This window comes from Enterobacter cloacae complex sp. P43RS (genome assembly GCF_014930585.1).
Classification (GTDB): domain Bacteria; phylum Pseudomonadota; class Gammaproteobacteria; order Enterobacterales; family Enterobacteriaceae; genus Enterobacter; species Enterobacter bugandensis.
This window is the reverse complement of record NZ_JADBRJ010000010.1, coordinates 1-17,597: the sequence shown is the minus strand read 5'-3', so window position 1 is coordinate 17,597 and position 17,597 is coordinate 1. Positions and strand designations below refer to the sequence as shown.

Sequence of the window (17,597 nt, the reverse complement as noted above, 5' to 3'; positions counted from 1 at the left end):
TTACCTGAAAGGCCGTGGTTTGTGCTTACTTAATAATGCCCCTTTTGGTAATATCGAAAACCCTTTTCACAGTTAAAAGAAGTAATGCCTACTATGACTCAAGTCGCGAAAAAAATTCTGGTAACGTGCGCCCTGCCGTACGCCAACGGCTCAATCCACCTCGGCCACATGCTGGAGCATATCCAGGCTGATGTCTGGGTCCGTTACCAGCGAATGCGCGGCCACGAGGTTAACTTCATCTGTGCGGACGATGCCCACGGCACGCCGATCATGCTGAAAGCGCAGCAGCTGGGGATTTCCCCGGAGCAGATGATTGCCGAAATGAGTCAGGAGCATCAGACCGATTTTGCTGGCTTTGACATCAGCTATGACAACTATCACTCCACGCACAGCGACGAAAACCGCGAGCTGTCGGAGCTGATCTACACCCGTCTGAAAGAGAACGGTTTCATCAAAAACCGCACTATCTCTCAGCTGTACGATCCGGAAAAAGGCATGTTCCTGCCGGACCGTTTCGTCAAAGGCACCTGTCCAAAATGTAAATCCCCGGATCAGTACGGCGATAACTGCGAAGTCTGCGGCGCGACCTACAGCCCGACCGAACTGATTGAGCCAAAATCCGTGGTATCCGGCGCCACACCTGTGATGCGTGATTCCGAGCACTTCTTCTTCGACCTGCCGTCCTTCAGCGAAATGCTGCAGGCGTGGACCCGCAGTGGCGCGCTGCAGGAGCAGGTGGCGAACAAGATGCAGGAGTGGTTCGAATCCGGCCTGCAGCAGTGGGATATCTCCCGCGATGCGCCGTACTTTGGTTTCGAAATCCCGAATGCGCCGGGCAAATATTTCTACGTCTGGCTGGATGCGCCAATCGGCTACATGGGCTCCTTCAAGAACCTGTGCGACAAGCGTGGCGACGCCGTCAGCTTCGACGAATACTGGAAGAAAGACTCTACCGCCGAGCTGTACCACTTCATCGGCAAAGACATCGTTTACTTCCACAGCCTGTTCTGGCCGGCCATGCTGGAAGGCAGCAACTTCCGCAAGCCAACCAACCTGTTTGTTCACGGCTACGTCACGGTGAACGGCGCCAAGATGTCCAAGTCCCGCGGGACGTTCATCAAAGCCAGCACCTGGCTGAATCACTTCGACGCGGACAGCCTGCGCTACTACTACACCGCGAAGCTCTCTTCCCGCATCGACGATATCGACCTGAACCTAGAAGATTTCGTGCAGCGTGTGAACGCAGACATCGTCAACAAGGTGGTGAACCTGGCGTCCCGTAACGCGGGCTTTATCGCCAAGCGCTTTGACGGCGTAATGGCCGCTGAGCTGGCGGACCCTGCCCTGTACCAAACCTTCACCGACGCGGCAGCCACCATTGGCGAAGCCTGGGAAACGCGCGAGTTCGGTAAAGCAGTACGTGAAATCATGGCGCTGGCTGATCTGGCTAACCGCTATGTGGACGAGCAGGCGCCGTGGGTTGTCGCTAAACAGGAAGGCCGCGATGCCGATCTGCAGGCCATCTGCTCCATGGGCATCAACCTGTTCCGCGTGCTGATGACGTACCTGAAGCCGGTTCTGCCGCAGCTGGCAGCCCGCGCTGAAGCGTTCCTGAACACCGAACTGACCTGGGATGCAATGGCGCAGCCGCTGCTCGGCCACAAGGTGAACACCTTTAAGGCGCTGTATAACCGCATCGAGATGAAGCAGGTTGAAGCGCTGGTCGAAGCCTCTAAAGAAGAGGTGAAAGCGGCTGCAGCACCGGTAACCGGCCCGCTGGCGGACGATCCGATTCAGGAAACCATCACCTTTGATGACTTCGCTAAAGTCGACCTGCGCGTGGCGCTGATTGAAAACGCAGAATTCGTGGAAGGCTCTGACAAGCTGCTGCGCCTGACGCTGGATCTCGGCGGCGAGAAGCGCAACGTCTTCTCCGGCATCCGTTCTGCCTACCCGGACCCGCAGGTGCTGATCGGCCGTCAAACCGTGATGGTCGCTAACCTGGCGCCGCGCAAAATGCGCTTCGGCATTTCCGAGGGGATGGTGATGGCAGCAGGCCCTGGCGGGAAGGATATCTTCCTGTTAAGCCCAGACGAAGGCGCGAAGCCGGGCCAGCAGGTGAAATAACAAAAAAGCCGGAGATAATCTCCGGCTTTTTTATGGTTTCGGGTGATGCACCCGATGGGTCAGCCCGCGCAGGAAATTACGCAGAAACTGGTCGCCGCACTCGCGGTAATTTTTGTGGTCCGGCGCGCGCATCATGGCAGTGATTTCCGGCATCGACACGCGGTATTTCTGCTCGGTCATGATCGCCTGGATATCGTCCGTTTTCAGCGAGAAGGCGATACGCAGCTTTTTCAGCACCGTGTTGTTGTTCACCCGACGCTCCAGCGCCAGCTCGGGCGCGGAGTCATCTTTTCCACGCTTATCGTAGATCAGCCCGTTCAGAAAACCCGACAGAATGATGTCCGGGCAGCGGACGAAGCCCTCTTCGTCCTCTTTGGTCATCCAGGTATCAAAATTTGCAGACGTGGATTCCATGTCGGACAGCGCAAGAATGCGCACCATGTCGTTATTGTTTGCTTTCAGGGTGTAGCGCAGGCTACGAAGAATATCGTTACTTAGCATAGAGCCTTCGAATGTCGATGATGCAATGGCGCGCAGTGTACCAGTTTTACAGGCCAATCGCCTCTTTCAAACTTTTCAGATAGCGGCGGCTGACGGGGACGGTCTGCCCGGCGCGCAGCACCAGCTCGGCCTGACCGTTATCTTCCAGACGGATCTCCTTCAGGTGCGCCATGTTCACCAGATACTGACGGTGACAGCGAATCAGCGGCGTGCGGCTCTCGAGCGTGCGCAGGGTCAGCTCGGTAAACCCTTCGTTCCCTTCCGCGCTGGTGACAAACACCCCGCTCAGGCGGCTGCTGACAAACGCCACATCATCCATTTGCAGCAGATAAATCCGGCTGTGCCCGGTGCAGGGGATAAATTTCAGCGGCTGCTGGTTCTCCGGCAGCAGCGTGACGTCCTGGACGGTTCGCTCCTGGCGTAAGCGGGTGAGCGTTTTTTCCAGCCGCTTCTCTTCAATCGGCTTGAGTAAATAATCGAACGCGTGCTCCTCAAAAGCCTTAACGGCATATTCGTCGAACGCCGTCAGAAACACGATGTAGGGACGATGCGCCGGGTCGAGCATGCCGACCATCTCCAGCCCGCTGATGCGCGGCATCTGAATGTCGAGGAACAGCACGTCCGGGCGCAGCTTGTGCACCGCACCGATGGCCTCAATGGCGTTGGCGCACTCCCCCACAATCTCAATGTCTGGCTGCTCCTGCAGCAGAACGCGCAGGTTTTCCCGTGCCAGCGGCTCGTCATCCACGATCAGCACTCTTAACATGCGTTTTCCTCCAGCGGCAGTCGAACGGTAATACGGGTAAAACGGTCAGGCTCGCAGGCGACGGTAATGCCACAGTCGTCGCCAAAATGGGCGCGCAGACGTTTATCAACCAGGCTCATCCCTAATCCGCCCGAAGCGGAAGGCTGGTACAGCCCGGCGTTATCTTCAATATCCAGCACCAGATGGTGGTTAAAACGGCTGGCGGCAATGGTTATCTCCCCTCTCCCCAGAAGCTGCGAGGTACCGTGCTTGATGGCGTTCTCCACGATAGGCTGCAGGGTAAAGGCCGGAAGATGCTGATACCCCAGTTCGTCCGGAACGGAGAGCGACACCTGCAGGCGGGACTGAAACCGCGCCTGCTCAATTTGCAGATAGGCATTCACGTGCTCAATTTCGTCGGCGAGGGTAACGATCTCTGACGGGCGCTTCAGGTTTTTACGGAAAAAGGTCGACAAAAACTGCACCAGCTGCGCGGCCTGATCGCTGTCGCGGCGAATCACCGCTTTGAGCGTGTTGAGGGCATTAAACAGGAAATGCGGATTGACCTGGGCATGCAGCAGCTTAATTTCAGACTGCGTCAGCAGGGCTTTCTGCCGTTCATATTGCCCCGCAAGAATTTGCGCGGAAAGAAGCTGGGCGATACCCTCCCCCAGCGTGCGGTTGATGGAGCTGAACAGACGGTTTTTCGCCTCATACAGCTTGATGGTGCCCATCACCCGCTGATTTTCCCCGCGCAGCGGAATGACGAGCGTGGAGCCCAGCTTGCACTGCGGATGCAGCGAGCAGCGGTAAGGCACTTCGTTACCGTCGGCATACACTACTTCGCCGGTTTCAATGGCGCGCAGCGTATAGGTCGACGAGATCGGTTTGCCCGGCAGGTGGTGATCGTCTCCGGTGCCGGTAAACGCCAGCAGCTTTTCGCGATCGGTAATGGCCACCGCGCCGATATCCAGCTCTTTATAGAGCACCTGCGCAACCTTCATGCTGTTCTCTTCGTTAAACCCCTGACGCAGGATCCCTTCGGTCGAGGCGGCAACCTTCAGCGCCGTGGCGGAAAAGGCCGAGGTGTACTTCTCAAACATGGCGCGCTTGTCGAGCAGAATACGCATAAACAGCGCCGCGCCGACCGTGTTGGTCACCATCATCGGGGCGGCAATACTGCTGACCAGGTGCAGCGCATCCTCGAACGGGCGGGCAATCAGCAGAATGATCGCCATCTGCGCCATTTCAGCCACAAAGGTAATGGCCCCGGCGGTAAGCGGGCTAAACACCTTGTCCGGGCGACCGCGCTTAATCATATAGCTGTGCACCAGGCCACCAAGCAGCCCTTCGACGATCGTCGAGATCATGCAGCTGAGCGCCGTCATTCCGCCCATGGAATAGCGATGCAGCCCACCGGTTAAACCGACAAGACCACCGACGACCGGGCCGCCCAGCAGCCCGCCCATCACCGCGCCGATGGCACGCGTATTAGCAATAGAGTCTTCGATATGGAGGCCGAAGTAGGTCCCCATGATGCAAAAAATAGAGAAGGTGACGTAGCAGAGCAGCTTGTGCGGCAGGCGTACGGTGACCTGCATCAGCGGAATGAAAAGACGCGTTTTGCTCATCAGCCAGGCAATGACCAGAAACACGCACATCTGCTGAAGCAACAGCAGCACCAGGTTAAACTCGTACATACTCAAAACCGCACACGCTAAAAAACGCGTAACATACACGGATGCGGCTGAACTTTCTTTGAAGCGCCCCAAAAAAGCGCAAAATCGTGTCCGTTATCACATCTTTTTCTGCACATCGTGCATGGTTCGCATCATTTGTTTAAAAATTAATCAACTCTTCCTGGTTCGGCAAAGTGGGTCTACAGTTAAGCTGGGGACGCGTAAGCCAGGGGGCAAATATGGCGCTTTACACAATCGGTGAAGTGGCACTCCTTTGTGATATCAATCCCGTTACCCTACGGGCGTGGCAGCGACGGTATGGATTGCTCAAACCGCAGAGGACGGACGGTGGTCATCGCCTTTTCAACGATGCCGATATCGACCGGATCCGCGAAATCAAAAGCTGGATCGACAACGGGGTGCAGGTCGGGAAAGTGAAGTCCCTGCTGAGCCAGGACGACCCGGACACGCAACGCCTCTGGCGCGAGCAGCAGGAAACGCTGCTGCGGCTCCTGCAGGCCGGTAACCTGCAGCGACTGCGCGTCTGGATCAAAGAGCAGGGTCGCGATTATCCGGCGAAAACGCTTATCACCCATCTTTTCATTCCGCTCCGTCGGCGCCTGCAGTGCCAACAGTCTACCCTGCAGGCGCTGCTCAGCATGCTTGACGGGGTGCTGATCAACTATATTGCCGTCTGTCTTGCCTCGGCGAAGAACAAGGCAGGAAAAGATGCGCTGGTGGTCGGCTGGAACGTGCACGATACCACCCGTCTGTGGCTGGAAGCGTGGATCGCCACCCAAAAGGGCTGGCGCGTGGATGTCCTTGCGCACTCGCTGGGGCAGCTCAAACCCGAGTTTTTCGACGGCCAGACCCTGCTGGTCTGGTGTGGCGAAGTGCCGTCCGCCACGCAGCAACAACTGCTGACGGAGTGGCGTGAGCATGGTTATCCGGTTTATTCCCTTGGCCCGGATGAGCCATAACGGCATTTAATGGTTCATTAACAGCTGCGCTTCACCGTATAATTGTTCCGTTAACAACAGGAGCACATGATGAAGGCAACTAAACTCGCCATTATTACCCTTTTTGTCCTGATGGCCGTAAGCGGTATCGGCGGGGTGATGCTTGCAGGATACTCGTTTATCGTTCGTGGCGGTGTCGGCTGAGGTGCAGCGCCAGCCGCTCAAAAAGGCGATCGACAACGATGGCCGCCAGCGCGACCAGCACCGCCCCCTGCACAATATAAGCCGTATTAAACCCGCTTAAGCCGATGATGATCGGCGTTCCCAGCGTATTGGCACCGACCGTAGACGCAATGGTCGCCGTCCCGATGTTAATGATCACCGACGTGCGGATCCCGGCAATAATAACCGGTGCCGCAAGCGGCAGTTCTATCTTGCGCAGCCGCTGCCAGCGGCTCATCCCCATCCCTTCCGCCACGCTTAAAACAGACGCCGGGACCGCCGCAACGCCCGCCAGCGTGCCCTGCAGAACGGGCAACACGCCGTACAGAATCAGCGCAATAATCGCGGGCTGCTGACCAAAACCCATCACCGGCACCGCTATCGCCAGCACCGCCACTGGCGGAAACGTCTGTCCAATGGCCGCAACCGTCTCCACCAGCGGACGAAACTCCCGGCCCGCAGGTCGCGTGACCGCGATGCCCGCCCCTACTCCCAGCACCACCGCGATGACGCTTGAGAGCGCCACCAGCCAGAGATGCGCCAGGGCAAGGTTAATAAAGCTCTCCTGCTGATACACCGGCCGCGGTAGCCCCGGAAAAAGAGTGTTAAACAGCGCCGCGCTGTGAGGCATCAGAAACAGTAAGGCGACAAAGAGCGCTACCAGCCAGGGGAGCGGATCACGCAGTGCCTTCACGCGTCACCTCCCCGGCCAGCAGATCGCGAAAATGCAGGCTGCCGCACGGCGCACCCCGGGCATCCGCCACGGGCAGGACTTCGCACCGGCGCGCGACAAACGCGGAGAGGGCATCCCGCAGGCTCATCTGCTCCTGTAGCGGTTCCCCGCCGGGCGGTGCATTCTCACGGCGCATATAGTCTCCGACCGTCCGCAGGGAGAGCAGCCTGACGCCCAGCTCGCTGCGGCCAAAAAATTCGCGCACAAAGTCATTCTTCGGGCTGGTCAGCAGCGCAAGCGGCGCGCCCTGCTGCACCACCTCGCCGTGGTCCATCAGCACCAGATGATCGGCCAGGCGCAGGGCTTCATCTATATCGTGCGTCACGAGGACGATGGTTCGACCAAGAATGCGGTGAATGCGGGTCATCTCCGTTTGCAGCGCCCCGCGCGTAACGGGATCCAGCGCGCCAAAGGGTTCATCCATCAGCAGCACCTGCGGGTTAGCCGCCAGCGCGCGCGCCACGCCCACGCGCTGCTGTTGCCCACCGGAGAGCTGGTGAGGATAGCGCTCGCGCAACGCGGGCTCCAGCCCCAGCAGAGACATCAGTTCATCAACGCGGTCAGCGATTTTAGCCCGCGACCATTTCTCCAGCTGCAGCACGGTGGCGATGTTCTGTGCCACCGTCCAGTGCGGAAACAGGCCGATAGACTGAATGGCATAGCCCATTCGGCGGCGCAGCTCCAGCACCGGCAGGCTGCGGATCTCTTCCCCGGCAAAGCGAATTAACCCGCTGTCATGCTCCACCAGCCGGTTGATCATCTTCAGCGTGGTGGATTTTCCCGAGCCCGAAGTGCCAATCAGCACGGAAAATGCCCCCTCGGCAAAGTTCAGGTTCAGATGGCTTGCCGCCGGGCGGCCGGCAAAGGTTTTACTCACATCATGAAATTCAATCATTGGCTCTTCTCCTGAGCAGCGCGAGCCATAAGGCAAACAGGGCGTCGACGACAACCGCCAGCGCAATAGTAGGGACTACGCCTAACAACACCAGATCGAGGGCGCTGCTCAGCAGCCCCTGGAACACCAGCGCGCCAAAGCCGCCCGCGCCAATCAGCGCGGCAATCACCGCCATGCCAACGGTCTGAACCGCTACCACCCGCAGGCTGCGCAGCAGCAGGGGCAGCGCCAGCGGGAGCTGAATCTTCCAGAAACACTGTCGCGCGCTCATCCCCATCGCATGGGCGCTTTCCAGCACATCCGGCGCAACCTGGCTTAAGCCCGCGACCACGCCGCGCACCAGCGGGAGCAGCGCATACAGCACCAGCGCAATCAGCGCGGGCGTTAACCCCGTTCCGGCGATACCCACCGCGCCCAGCGCGGGAAACGACTTCACCAGCCCGGCCAGGGGGGCAATCAGCAGTCCAAACAGCGCAACGGAGGGAATGGTCTGGATGACGTTGAGCACGGCAAAAATGCTACCCTGACGTGAGGGATGACGATAACACCACATACCGAGCGGTATCCCGATCAGCAGCGCCGGGATCAGCGTGCCGAAAAGAATCGTCAAATGTTGCGCCAGGGCATCATCAAACACCTCCTGACGGTTGGCGTACTCTTTTAACAGCGAGAGGTTGTTCAGTTCACCACTGAACAATAACAGCAGCGGAATAGACCATATCTGCGCATTAAGCACCCAGCGCCAGACAGAACTGGCGACGAGACGACGAATCGCATCGCTGCTGGCCAGTAAACACAAAGCCAGCCAGAGCCACAGGCCGCTGCCTGGCGTGGTTCTCGCCAGCGGACTTTCCGCCGAGGCCATATGCGTTGCCGCCAGCCCCGCGCTCCAGAACAGCGTGATAAAGAGACCTTCCGAGAGCAGCAGCGTCAGCCACTGCGCCGTTCGCCCTTGCCAGAGCGACAGTCCAACCCACGCGGCCAGCGCAGCCGCCAGCCACCACGGCGTGAACGACCATACGTCCCAGAGAGCACGCCCTTCCCCCGACATCAGGCGGTTAGGCGCGACGTTCACAAACGGTAACGCGACCGCCGCGATGGCCACGCAGGCCAAAAGCAGCAGTACGCGGTTATGACATTTTATTGGCACAGCCCTTTCCCGTTACTTCACAAGCCCTTGTTGTTTCAGGAAGTCAGCGGCCACTTTTTTGGCATCCAGTCCCTCGACGGCAATGCTGGCATTCAGCTGTTGCAGCGTTTTTTCATCCAGCTTTTCGAAGACCGGTTTGAGCCATTCAGCAATATCCGGGTAGGCTTTCAGCACCGCCTCACGCACAACCGGGGTAGGAGCGTAAATCGGCTGAACGCCTTTTGGATCGGTCAGGGTTTGCAGGCCCAGTGCCGCGACCGGGCCGTCGGTGCCGTAGGCCATCGCCGCGTTAACGCCGGAGGTTTGCTGCGCCGCCGCCTTAATGGTTACCGCCGTATCTCCGCCCGCCAGCGAGAGCAGTTGCGCCTGGTCGAGCTTGAAATCGTACGCTTTTTCGAATGCAGGCAGCGCGTCAGGACGCTCGATAAACTCCGCGGACGCCGCAAGCTTAAAGTCGCCCTTCTCTTTCAGGTAGCGGCTGAGATCCGCAAGCGAGGTGAGCTTCCCTTTCTCCGCCACGTCCTTACGCACGGCGATAGTCCAGGTATTGTTGGCCGGGGCCGGGGTCAGCCAGACCAGCTTGTTCTGTTCCGCGTCGAGTTTTTTGACTTTTTCATAGCCAGCTTTGGCGTTTTTCCATGCCGGATCGTTCTCTTCTTTAAAGAAGAACGCGCCATTGCCGGTATATTCAGGATAAATATCCAGCTCGCCGGAGGTAATCGCGCCGCGCACGACGGGCGTGGTGCCCAGCTGAACTTTATTGACGGTTTTCACGCCGTGGCTTTCCAGCACCTGGAGAATAATATTCCCGAGCAGCGCGCCCTCGGTATCGATCTTTGAGCCCACTTTTACCGGCTCCGCCGCCTGTAACGGCAGGCTTAGCGCCGCGAGTAGTGCCGCAGAAACTACCATCCCCGATTTAATCGTCATTCCACTATCCTCATTTTTTTGCTGCCTTTTTCAGAGGCTTGAGAGAAAAGCGTAGCTTAAAACGGCGGATTTACCCGGCAAAATGCCTTTTTAGCATAAGGTAAGACGCATCCCCCGATGGACGGGGGATGCAAAGGAGGGAAAGGTTACAGCAGCTCGAACTCGCCTTTATTTACGCGGGCGGAATCCACCCCGATAAAGACGTTAAACTTGCCCGGTTCCGCATCATATTTCATCTGCTGGTTCCAGAACTTCAGCGCATCCACGTCAATCGGGAAGCTGATGGTTTTGGTTTCGCCAGGCTTGAGATTGACCTTCTCAAAGCCGCGCAGCTGCTTCACAGGACGGCTCATCGAGGCGGTGACATCCTGCACGTACATCTGAATCACCGTTGCCCCTTCACGCTTGCCGGTGTTGGTCACCTCGACGCTGGCGGTGACCTTGCCGTCACGCTTCAGGCTCGGCGCCGACATTTTCACCTCAGAAACCTTGAAGGTGGTGTAGCTCAGGCCATAACCAAACGGGTAGAGCGGGCCGTTAGCTTCGTCAAAGTAACGAGACGTGTATTTGTTCGGCTTGTCGGCGTTGTACGGGCGACCGGTGTTCAGGTGGCTGTAGTAAACCGGGATCTGCCCGACGGAGCGCGGGAAGGACATCGGCAGCTTGCCCGACGGGTTGTAATCGCCAAACAGCACGTCGGCGATGGCGTTACCGCCTTCGGTGCCGGCGAACCAGGTTTCCAGAATAGCGTCAGCCTGCTGGTCCTCTTTCACCAGCGCCAGCGGACGACCGTTCATCAGCACCAGCACAAGCGGCTTGCCGGTCGCTTTCAGGGCGGCGATCAGATTGCGCTGGCTCTGCGGGATGGTGATGTCGGTACGGCTGGAGGCTTCGTGCGCCATACCCTGCGCTTCCCCCACGACCGCGACAACGACGTCAGACTGCTTCGCCGCGTTGACCGCTTCGTCGATCATCTCCTTCGGCGTGCGCGGATCGACCTTCACCGCTTCCTCGTACTGGTTGAGGAAGGTGACGATGTCTTTATCGTCGGTGACGTTCGCCCCTTTGGCGTACACCACTTTGGCGTTTTCACCGACGGCGCTCTTGATGCCGGTCAGGACGGTAACGGACTGATCGGCCACGCCCGCGGCGGACCAGCTGCCCATCACGTCGCGCTTGCTGTCAGCCAGCGGGCCGACCACAGCAATAGTGCCGGATTTTTTCAGCGGCAGCGTGTCAAGGCGGTTCTTCAGCAGCACCAGACTTTCGCGCGCCACTTCACGCGCCTCTTTACGGTGCAGGCGACTTTCGGCGTTGGTATCCGCCGGGTCAGAATCTTTCGGCCCCAGGTGGCTGTACGGATCGTTAAACAGCCCCATGTCATATTTCACGTTCAGCACGTGGCGCGCGGCATCGTCCAGCTCCGCCATCGTTACCTTGCCGCTCTTCACCAGCCCCGGCAGGTATTTGCTGTAGTACTCGTCGCTCATGCTCATGTTGATGCCGGACTTAAGCGCCACGCGCACCGCGTCTTCCGGATCGGACGCCGTGCCGTGCTTGATCAGCTCTTTAATCGCGCCGTGGTCGGAAACGGTGATGCCCTTAAAGCCCCACTGGTCGCGCAGCACGTCTTTCAGCAGCCAGGAATCGGAGGTCGCAGGCGTGCCGTTCAGCGAGTTCAGCGCCACCATCACCGCACCGCTGCCCGCATCCAGCCCCGCCTTGTACGGCGGCATGTAGTCGTTAAACAGGCGCTGTGGGCTCATGTCGACGGTGTTGTACTCTTTACCGCCTTCCACGGCGCCGTAGGCCGCGAAGTGTTTAACGCTGGTCATCACCGAGTAGCGGTCCGCCGGGCTCTTGCCCTGCATCGCTTCCACCATGGTTTTGCCCATCGTGGCCGTTAAATAGGTGTCTTCACCGAAGCCTTCCGAGGCGCGGCCCCAGCGCGGATCGCGCGAGACGTCCACCATCGGTGCCCAGGTCATGTTCAGGCCGTCGTCCGCCGCTTCATAGGCCGACACGCGCCCGACGGTTTTCACCGCGTCGAGGTTAAACGAGGAGGCTAAGCCGAGGCTGATCGGGAAGACGGTGCGCTGGCCGTGCACCACGTCATAGGCGAAGAACAACGGGATTTTCAGGCGGCTGAGCTGCATCACCTGATCCTGCATGGCGCGGATATCCTGGCGGGTGACGGTGTTAAAAATCGCGCCCACCTGGTTCTCTTTGATCATCTCGCGGATGGCCTCTTTCGGGTTATCCGGGCCAACGCTGATCAGACGCAGCTGGCCGATTTTTTCATCGACCGTCATCTTCTTAAGCAACTCCGTGACAAACGCGTCGCGGGCTTCAGGCGTGAGCGGGTGATTACCAAACAAATCCTCTGCCAGCGCAGGTTGCAGCGCCAGGCTGACGGCGACACCTACAGAACATAGCCATTTCATGTTGTTATTCTCTCTCATCAATAACCGTGGGAAGCACCCGGCCAGACCGTGCGAAAAGCGCAGTGTGCCATAAACCCTCTGAACGTTGCAGGGTTATTCTCTGATTTTTCTCGTGAATACTCGACCGCTGAACAGTTAATCGCGCTATGCTTTACAGCGAGAAATTTGCCCCACCACAAGGAGTGGAAGATGACTTCTGTTCGAACTGACGATAACAAAACATTTATTAACGAACTGTCGCGCCTGGTTGGCTCCTCTCACCTGCTTACCGACCCGGCCAAAACCGCCCGCTACCGTAAGGGTTTCCGCTCCGGCCAGGGCGACGCGCTGGCGGTGGTCTTCCCCGGCACGCTGCTGGAGCTGTGGCGCGTGCTGAGCGCCTGCGTTGCGGCGGACAAGATTATTTTAATGCAGGCGGCCAACACCGGCCTGACCGAAGGTTCCACGCCGAACGGCAACGATTACGATCGCGATATCGTGATTATCAGCACTCTGCGCCTCGACAAGCTGCACCTGCTGGACAAAGGCGAGCAGGTGCTCGCGTTCCCGGGCACCACGCTCTACTCGCTGGAAAAAGCGCTTAAGCCGCTGGGCCGCGAGCCGCACTCGGTGATCGGCTCCTCCTGCATTGGCGCCTCGGTGGTCGGTGGGATTTGCAATAACTCCGGCGGTTCGCTGGTCCAGCGCGGCCCGGCCTACACCGAAATGTCACTTTTTGCCCGCATCGATGAAAACGGCAAGCTGACGCTGGTGAACCACCTGGGCATCGATCTGGGCGTGACGCCGGAACAGATCCTCAGCAAGCTCGACGACGACCGCGTGAGGGACGAAGACGTGCAGCACGATGGTCGCCACGCGCACGACCACGATTACATCACCCGCGTACGCGATATCGAGGCCGATACCCCGGCGCGCTACAACGCCGATCCGGATCGCCTGTTTGAATCGTCCGGCTGCGCGGGCAAGCTGGCGGTTTTTGCGGTGCGTCTCGACACCTTCCCGGCAGAGAAAAAGCAGCAGGTATTTTACATCGGCACCAATCAGCCTGAGGTCCTGACTGAAATTCGTCGCCATATTCTGGGCGAATTCACCCACCTGCCGGTGGCGGGCGAGTACATGCATCGGGATATTTACGACATCGCGGAGCGCTACGGGAAAGACACCTTCCTGATGATCGATAAGCTTGGCACCGACAAAATGCCGTTTTTCTTCACCATGAAGGGCCGCACCGACGCGATGTTGGAGAAAGTGTCGCTGTTCAAGCCCCACTTTACCGACCGCTTTATGCAGAAGCTGGGCAACGTTTTCCCTGCACATCTGCCGGAGCGAATGAAAACCTGGCGTGATAAGTACGAACATCACCTGCTGCTGAAAATGGCCGGGGACGGGATCGCCGAAGCGCAGAGCTGGCTGACCGAGTTCTTCAGGACGGCTGAGGGTGATTTCTTTGCCTGCACGCCGGAAGAAGGCAGCAAAGCCTTCCTGCACCGCTTCGCCGCGGCGGGTGCCGCTATCCGTTACCAGGCGGTGCATTCCGAAGAGGTGGAAGATATTCTGGCGCTGGATATCGCCCTGCGACGCAACGACACCGAATGGTTTGAGCATCTACCGCCGGAAATCGACAGCAAGCTGGTGCATAAGCTCTATTACGGCCACTTTATGTGCTACGTCTTCCATCAGGATTATATCGTCAAAAAAGGGGTAGATGCTCATGAACTGAAGGAGCAGATGCTCGCCCTGCTGCGCGAGCGTGGCGCACAATATCCTGCGGAACACAACGTCGGGCATCTTTATAAAGCCCCTGACGCCCTTAAGCAGTTTTATCGCGAGAATGACCCTACAAACAGCATGAACCCCGGAATCGGGAAAACAACGCGGAAGAAATACTGGAAAGAGAGTGCAGACGCGGAGCAGCGCATAACGCAAGCGTCTGATTAAACCTTACAGCCAAATTTGAGAGATTGTTTCGCGCGCCTTAATCGTAATAGAGTAGCGGTCTGTCGCCGGAGAAATGTTTCTCCGGCATTCTATAACGAGGAGCAGGCGCATCATGTCGGCTGTTGATGTTTTATCCGAAACCGAACTGGAAGTGCGCGACGCCCTTCCCGATGATGTGCATGCCATCGCCGCCATCTATGCCTGGCATGTGCTTCACGGACGCGCGTCATTCGAAGAAGTCCCCCCCACCATCGACGAAATGCGTCAGCGCATGAAAAGCGTGGCCGAGAACGGTTTACCGTGGCTCATCGCGCTCTATCGCGGCATCGTGGTGGGCTATTGTTACGCCACCCCTTATCGACCGCGTCAGGCCTATCGCTATACTCTGGAAGAGTCGATTTACGTGGATGCCAGCATCACCGGACGCGGTTTTGGCACCGCATTAATGAACGCGCTGATCGCGCGCTGCGAGCAGGGCCCGTGGCGGCAGATGATTGCCGTTGTGGGAGATGGCAATAATAATTCCGGCTCGTTACGGCTGCATAAAAAACACGGCTTTGAGATTGTCGGTCAGCTTCGCAGCGTGGGGTATAAGAAAGGCGACTGGCGGGATACAGTGATAATGCAGCGCCCGCTCAATGACGGTGACTGGACGCTGCCGGAATAAACGTAAAACGGTAACCTGGGTTACCGTTTTTAGTGTTTTCTCCCTCTCCCGTGGGAGAGGGTCGGGGTGAGGGCATCAACGCGCAGAGGGGAATTAATCGTTTTGCGCCGTCGCCATCTGCTCCGCTTTCTGCTTTTTATAGGTCAATGCCGCAGCCGGAACGGGCTGCACTTTCCCGGTCTCAATCCAGGTCCGCAGGCGGCTCGCATCCGCGAAGTGGGTATATTTCCCGAAGGCATCCATCACCACCAGCGCCACCGGCTTACCGTTAAACACGGTGCGCATCACCAGGCAGTGGCCTGCCGCATTGGTAAACCCGGTTTTGGTTAACTGAATATTCCAGTTCTCGCGGTACACCAGATGGTTCGTGTTGCGAAACGGCAGCGTGTAAGACGGATTCGAGAATGTCGCCATGTCCTCACGCGTGGTGCTGAGCTGGCCGAGCAGCGGGTACTGCTTGCTGGCAATCAGCAGTTTCGTCAGATCGCGGGCCGTGGAGACGTTGTTAATCGACAGACCCGTCGGTTCAACAAAATGAGTATTGCTCATCCCCAGCGCTTTGGCTTTGGCGTTCATCGCGCGGATAAAGGCATCGTAACCGCCAGGATAGTGGTGCGCCAGACTTGCCGCCGCACGGTTTTCAGACGACATCAGCGCCAGCAGCAGCATATTTTTACGGCTGATTTCACTGTTAAGGCGCACGCGAGAGTAGATCCCTTTCATCTCCGGCGTGTGGCTGATATCCACTTTCAGCTTTTCGTCCAGCGGCAGGCGAGCATCAAGCACCACCATCGCGGTCATTAATTTGGTTATTGAGGCGATCGGGCGCACCAGGTCCGGATGGCTGGCGTAAATCACCTTATTGGTGTTGAGATCAACAATCATCGCGCTGCCGGACGCAATTTGCGGCTGGGCAGCAGCGGTGGTCACCGCGGGCGTTTTGGCGACGGCTGGCACGGCAGCGGACGCGCCCAGCAGCAGCGCCAGGCTAAGTAAGGAGACACGAAATTTCAGCATGGTGAGACTTCTGATAATTATTCACGCACGTAATGACGTACACCGCCTGTGTCGACGGATAAACACAGGCTGGCTTCGGCATCATAGCGGTCACCGTGCTTTGTCGCCAGCGGATAATCGTGAACAGATGCTGCATTGCTGGCATTTACACCAGCAATGCAGTGAGCTTAGAAGAGACGGTATCCATAACCCCAGAGAATAACCGTCAGTGCCAGTAACACCTCCAGTACCAGCACCCCGATGGCAAGCGTGGAACCGGAGAAGCTCAGGCCCTCTTCTTTATTGATATTCAGGAAGGTTGGAACGCCCAGATACAGCAGATAACCGGTGTAAAAGAGCGCAACAGTACCGATCAGCGCGCACAGCCAGACCAGTGGATAGAGCGCAACAATACCGCTTAAGAACAGCGGGGTCGCGACGTATCCGGCGAAGACCATACAGTGTGCCAGCGATGGGCGCTGTGGATAGTTACGCGCCATCCAGTGAATGACGCGCCCCATGACCGCCACCCCTGCCAGCATCAGGCCATAAAAGAGAATGGCCAGATAAAGCCCGGTAAACCAGGAGAGCTGAACCACGGTACCGTCACCGAAGTTCCAGCCGATTTGTGTTGTGCCAATAAACGCGCATATTACCGGCACCGCGGCCATCAGCAGCACATGGTGGGTGTAATGATGCGAGACCGTTTCGTTCTCACTTTTGATGACATGCATTTCATGATCGGGATGGGAGAAAAGTCCCCAGACATGGTTCATAGCGCCCCCTTGTTGTCGGCCCGTCAGCGATACCTTAAGTATAATGCAGGCTTTAGATTATTTTATGTACAGTGGGAAATTTCCGTTGATTGCCGCGCGGTTGATTCATGAGGTATATGATTAAACGAGGTACGCAGAGGGAGATAACCGTTACGTAATGGATATTAACGCACTCATTGAACAATATGGATATGCCGCGCTGGTCATCGGCAGCGTGGCGGAAGGTGAAACCATCACGCTGCTGGGCGGCGTCGCCGCGCATCAGGGCTTACTGAAGTTTCCGCTGGTCGTCGCTGCGGTCGCGCTGGGCGGCATGATTGGCGATCAGCTGCTCTACTTCCTGGGGCTGCGCTTTGGCCCGACGCTGCTCAAGCGTTTCATTAAACACAAAAAGAAAATCAACCGCGCGCAGCGCCTGATCCAGCGTCACCCTTATCTGTTCGTCATAGGCACCCGCTTTATGTACGGCTTCAGGATCATCGGGCCGATACTGATTGGTGCCAGCCGCCTGCCGCCAAAAATTTTCCTGCCGCTGAATATTGTTGGCGCGATAGCCTGGGCGCTGATCTTCACGACGCTTGGTTACGTGGGTGGCGAGGTGATTGGCCCATGGCTGCACAACCTTGACCAACACCTGAAGCACTGGGCGTGGTTGATTCTGGTGGTTGTGGCGGTGATTGGGGTCAGGCAGTGGATGCGGCACAGAGAGAAGAAGCGGGATGAGGAGTGAGTCAGCCTGGTGCCCCTCACCCCTTTGGGGTGTACGGTCCGGGGACATAGTGAACACTTGTTCGGGGACATGGTAGACACTTACAACTGAGGCATAAGAACCCGT

The 17,597-nt window shown here is 57.8% G+C and carries 16 protein-coding genes; 6 read left to right on the top strand and 10 right to left on the bottom strand.

All coding sequences use genetic code 11. The features are described 5' to 3' along the window. Window positions 1-93 precede the first annotated feature (93 nt). Window positions 94-2,127: a methionine--tRNA ligase gene (metG, locus tag IM294_RS18055; RefSeq protein WP_047363114.1), complete on the top strand. Its 2,034-nt coding sequence runs from the start codon at window positions 94-96 to the stop codon at window positions 2,125-2,127. 30 nt (window positions 2,128-2,157) lie between these two features. Here the strand turns inward: metG and IM294_RS18050 are convergent, their stop codons facing one another. From IM294_RS18050 to IM294_RS18040, 3 genes are read right to left on the bottom strand one after another with little or no spacing between them, the layout of a single operon-like run. After that, window positions 2,158-2,628, bottom strand: coding sequence for a DUF1456 family protein (locus IM294_RS18050; RefSeq protein WP_045259745.1), 471 nt, complete (start codon window positions 2,626-2,628; stop codon window positions 2,158-2,160). Window positions 2,629-2,674: 46 nt separating this feature from the next. After that, a complete protein-coding gene (gene btsR, locus IM294_RS18045; protein ID WP_023312443.1) occupies window positions 2,675-3,394 on the bottom strand; it encodes a two-component system response regulator BtsR in 720 nt (239 codons plus the stop codon). Then, the gene (locus IM294_RS18040; RefSeq protein WP_126818219.1) at window positions 3,388-5,073 is read right to left on the bottom strand and encodes a sensor histidine kinase; all 1,686 of its coding nucleotides are present in this window, start codon (window positions 5,071-5,073) and stop codon (window positions 3,388-3,390) included. The genes btsR and IM294_RS18040 overlap by 7 nt, the downstream gene beginning before the upstream one ends. Window positions 5,074-5,291: 218 nt before the next feature. On the opposite strand from IM294_RS18040, the gene mlrA reads away from it, so the two are divergent. Together mlrA and IM294_RS18030 are read left to right on the top strand one after the other, a co-directional pair. Next, complete coding sequence (mlrA, locus tag IM294_RS18035) at window positions 5,292-6,032, top strand: HTH-type transcriptional regulator MlrA (RefSeq protein WP_126818218.1); 741 nt, start codon at window positions 5,292-5,294, stop codon at window positions 6,030-6,032. A gap of 69 nt (window positions 6,033-6,101) precedes the next feature. Beyond that, the gene (locus tag IM294_RS18030) at window positions 6,102-6,215 is read left to right on the top strand and encodes a protein YohO (protein WP_008500895.1); all 114 of its coding nucleotides are present in this window, start codon (window positions 6,102-6,104) and stop codon (window positions 6,213-6,215) included. Here IM294_RS18030 and IM294_RS18025 read toward each other — a convergent pair. The 5 genes from IM294_RS18025 to bglX all read right to left on the bottom strand — a co-directional run bounded on the left by IM294_RS18025 (window position 6,190) and on the right by bglX (window position 12,385). Further along, entirely contained in the window at window positions 6,190-6,927 is a 738-nt protein-coding gene (locus IM294_RS18025) for an ABC transporter permease (protein ID WP_126818217.1), read from the bottom strand. The genes IM294_RS18030 and IM294_RS18025 overlap by 26 nt on opposite strands. Further along, window positions 6,911-7,861, bottom strand: coding sequence for an ABC transporter ATP-binding protein (locus IM294_RS18020; protein WP_126818216.1), 951 nt, complete (start codon window positions 7,859-7,861; stop codon window positions 6,911-6,913). Before IM294_RS18020 ends, IM294_RS18025 begins: the two co-directional genes overlap by 17 nt. Continuing rightward, window positions 7,854-9,011 (bottom strand): ABC transporter permease, encoded by a 1,158-nt coding sequence (locus IM294_RS18015; RefSeq protein WP_126818215.1) that lies wholly within the window; start codon window positions 9,009-9,011, stop codon window positions 7,854-7,856. Before IM294_RS18015 ends, IM294_RS18020 begins: the two co-directional genes overlap by 8 nt. 12 nt (window positions 9,012-9,023) lie before the next feature. Further along, window positions 9,024-9,941 (bottom strand): ABC transporter substrate-binding protein, encoded by a 918-nt coding sequence (locus IM294_RS18010; protein ID WP_041909045.1) that lies wholly within the window; start codon window positions 9,939-9,941, stop codon window positions 9,024-9,026. Window positions 9,942-10,087: 146 nt separating this feature from the next. Then, window positions 10,088-12,385, bottom strand: coding sequence for a beta-glucosidase BglX (gene bglX, locus IM294_RS18005; RefSeq protein ID WP_126818214.1), 2,298 nt, complete (start codon window positions 12,383-12,385; stop codon window positions 10,088-10,090). 189 nt (window positions 12,386-12,574) lie between these two features. Between bglX and dld the strand changes: the two genes are divergently transcribed. Then, the gene (gene dld / locus IM294_RS18000; protein WP_041909041.1) at window positions 12,575-14,323 is read left to right on the top strand and encodes a D-lactate dehydrogenase; all 1,749 of its coding nucleotides are present in this window, start codon (window positions 12,575-12,577) and stop codon (window positions 14,321-14,323) included. Between the two features lie 112 nt (window positions 14,324-14,435). After that, window positions 14,436-14,990 (top strand): GNAT family N-acetyltransferase, encoded by a 555-nt coding sequence (locus tag IM294_RS17995; protein WP_028013845.1) that lies wholly within the window; start codon window positions 14,436-14,438, stop codon window positions 14,988-14,990. A 93-nt stretch (window positions 14,991-15,083) separates the two neighbouring features. Here IM294_RS17995 and pbpG read toward each other — a convergent pair whose 3' ends face one another. Together pbpG and IM294_RS17985 are read right to left on the bottom strand one after the other, a co-directional pair. After that, entirely contained in the window at window positions 15,084-16,007 is a 924-nt protein-coding gene (gene pbpG, locus IM294_RS17990; protein ID WP_028013846.1) for a D-alanyl-D-alanine endopeptidase, read from the bottom strand. 167 nt (window positions 16,008-16,174) lie between these two features. Next, the gene (locus IM294_RS17985; RefSeq protein WP_126818213.1) at window positions 16,175-16,762 is read right to left on the bottom strand and encodes a Yip1 family protein; all 588 of its coding nucleotides are present in this window, start codon (window positions 16,760-16,762) and stop codon (window positions 16,175-16,177) included. Window positions 16,763-16,919: 157 nt separating this feature from the next. Here IM294_RS17985 and IM294_RS17980 point away from each other — a divergent pair, with 157 nt between their 5' ends. Continuing rightward, window positions 16,920-17,492, top strand: a complete 573-nt coding sequence (locus IM294_RS17980; protein ID WP_126818212.1) for a DedA family protein — start codon at window positions 16,920-16,922, stop codon at window positions 17,490-17,492. Window positions 17,493-17,597: the final 105 nt, after the last annotated feature.

Excerpts from the sequence above, each read along its gene's own strand:
- IM294_RS18050 (WP_045259745.1), bottom strand. The coding sequence starts at position 2,628 with ATGCTAAGTAACGATATTCTTCGTAGCCTGCGCTACACCCTGAAAGCA.
- metG (WP_047363114.1), top strand. The coding sequence starts at position 94 with ATGACTCAAGTCGCGAAAAAAATTCTGGTAACGTGCGCCCTGCCGTAC.
- IM294_RS17985 (WP_126818213.1), bottom strand. The coding sequence starts at position 16,762 with ATGAACCATGTCTGGGGACTTTTCTCCCATCCCGATCATGAAATGCAT.
- btsR (WP_023312443.1), bottom strand. The coding sequence starts at position 3,394 with ATGTTAAGAGTGCTGATCGTGGATGACGAGCCGCTGGCACGGGAAAAC.
- IM294_RS18040 (WP_126818219.1), bottom strand. The coding sequence starts at position 5,073 with ATGTACGAGTTTAACCTGGTGCTGCTGTTGCTTCAGCAGATGTGCGTG.
- dld (WP_041909041.1), top strand. The coding sequence starts at position 12,575 with ATGACTTCTGTTCGAACTGACGATAACAAAACATTTATTAACGAACTG.
- IM294_RS18010 (WP_041909045.1), bottom strand. The coding sequence starts at position 9,941 with ATGACGATTAAATCGGGGATGGTAGTTTCTGCGGCACTACTCGCGGCG.
- IM294_RS17980 (WP_126818212.1), top strand. The coding sequence starts at position 16,920 with ATGGATATTAACGCACTCATTGAACAATATGGATATGCCGCGCTGGTC.
- IM294_RS18020 (WP_126818216.1), bottom strand. The coding sequence starts at position 7,861 with ATGATTGAATTTCATGATGTGAGTAAAACCTTTGCCGGCCGCCCGGCG.
- IM294_RS17995 (WP_028013845.1), top strand. The coding sequence starts at position 14,436 with ATGTCGGCTGTTGATGTTTTATCCGAAACCGAACTGGAAGTGCGCGAC.
- mlrA (WP_126818218.1), top strand. The coding sequence starts at position 5,292 with ATGGCGCTTTACACAATCGGTGAAGTGGCACTCCTTTGTGATATCAAT.
- pbpG (WP_028013846.1), bottom strand. The coding sequence starts at position 16,007 with ATGCTGAAATTTCGTGTCTCCTTACTTAGCCTGGCGCTGCTGCTGGGC.
- bglX (WP_126818214.1), bottom strand. The coding sequence starts at position 12,385 with ATGAAATGGCTATGTTCTGTAGGTGTCGCCGTCAGCCTGGCGCTGCAA.
- IM294_RS18030 (WP_008500895.1), top strand. The coding sequence starts at position 6,102 with ATGAAGGCAACTAAACTCGCCATTATTACCCTTTTTGTCCTGATGGCC.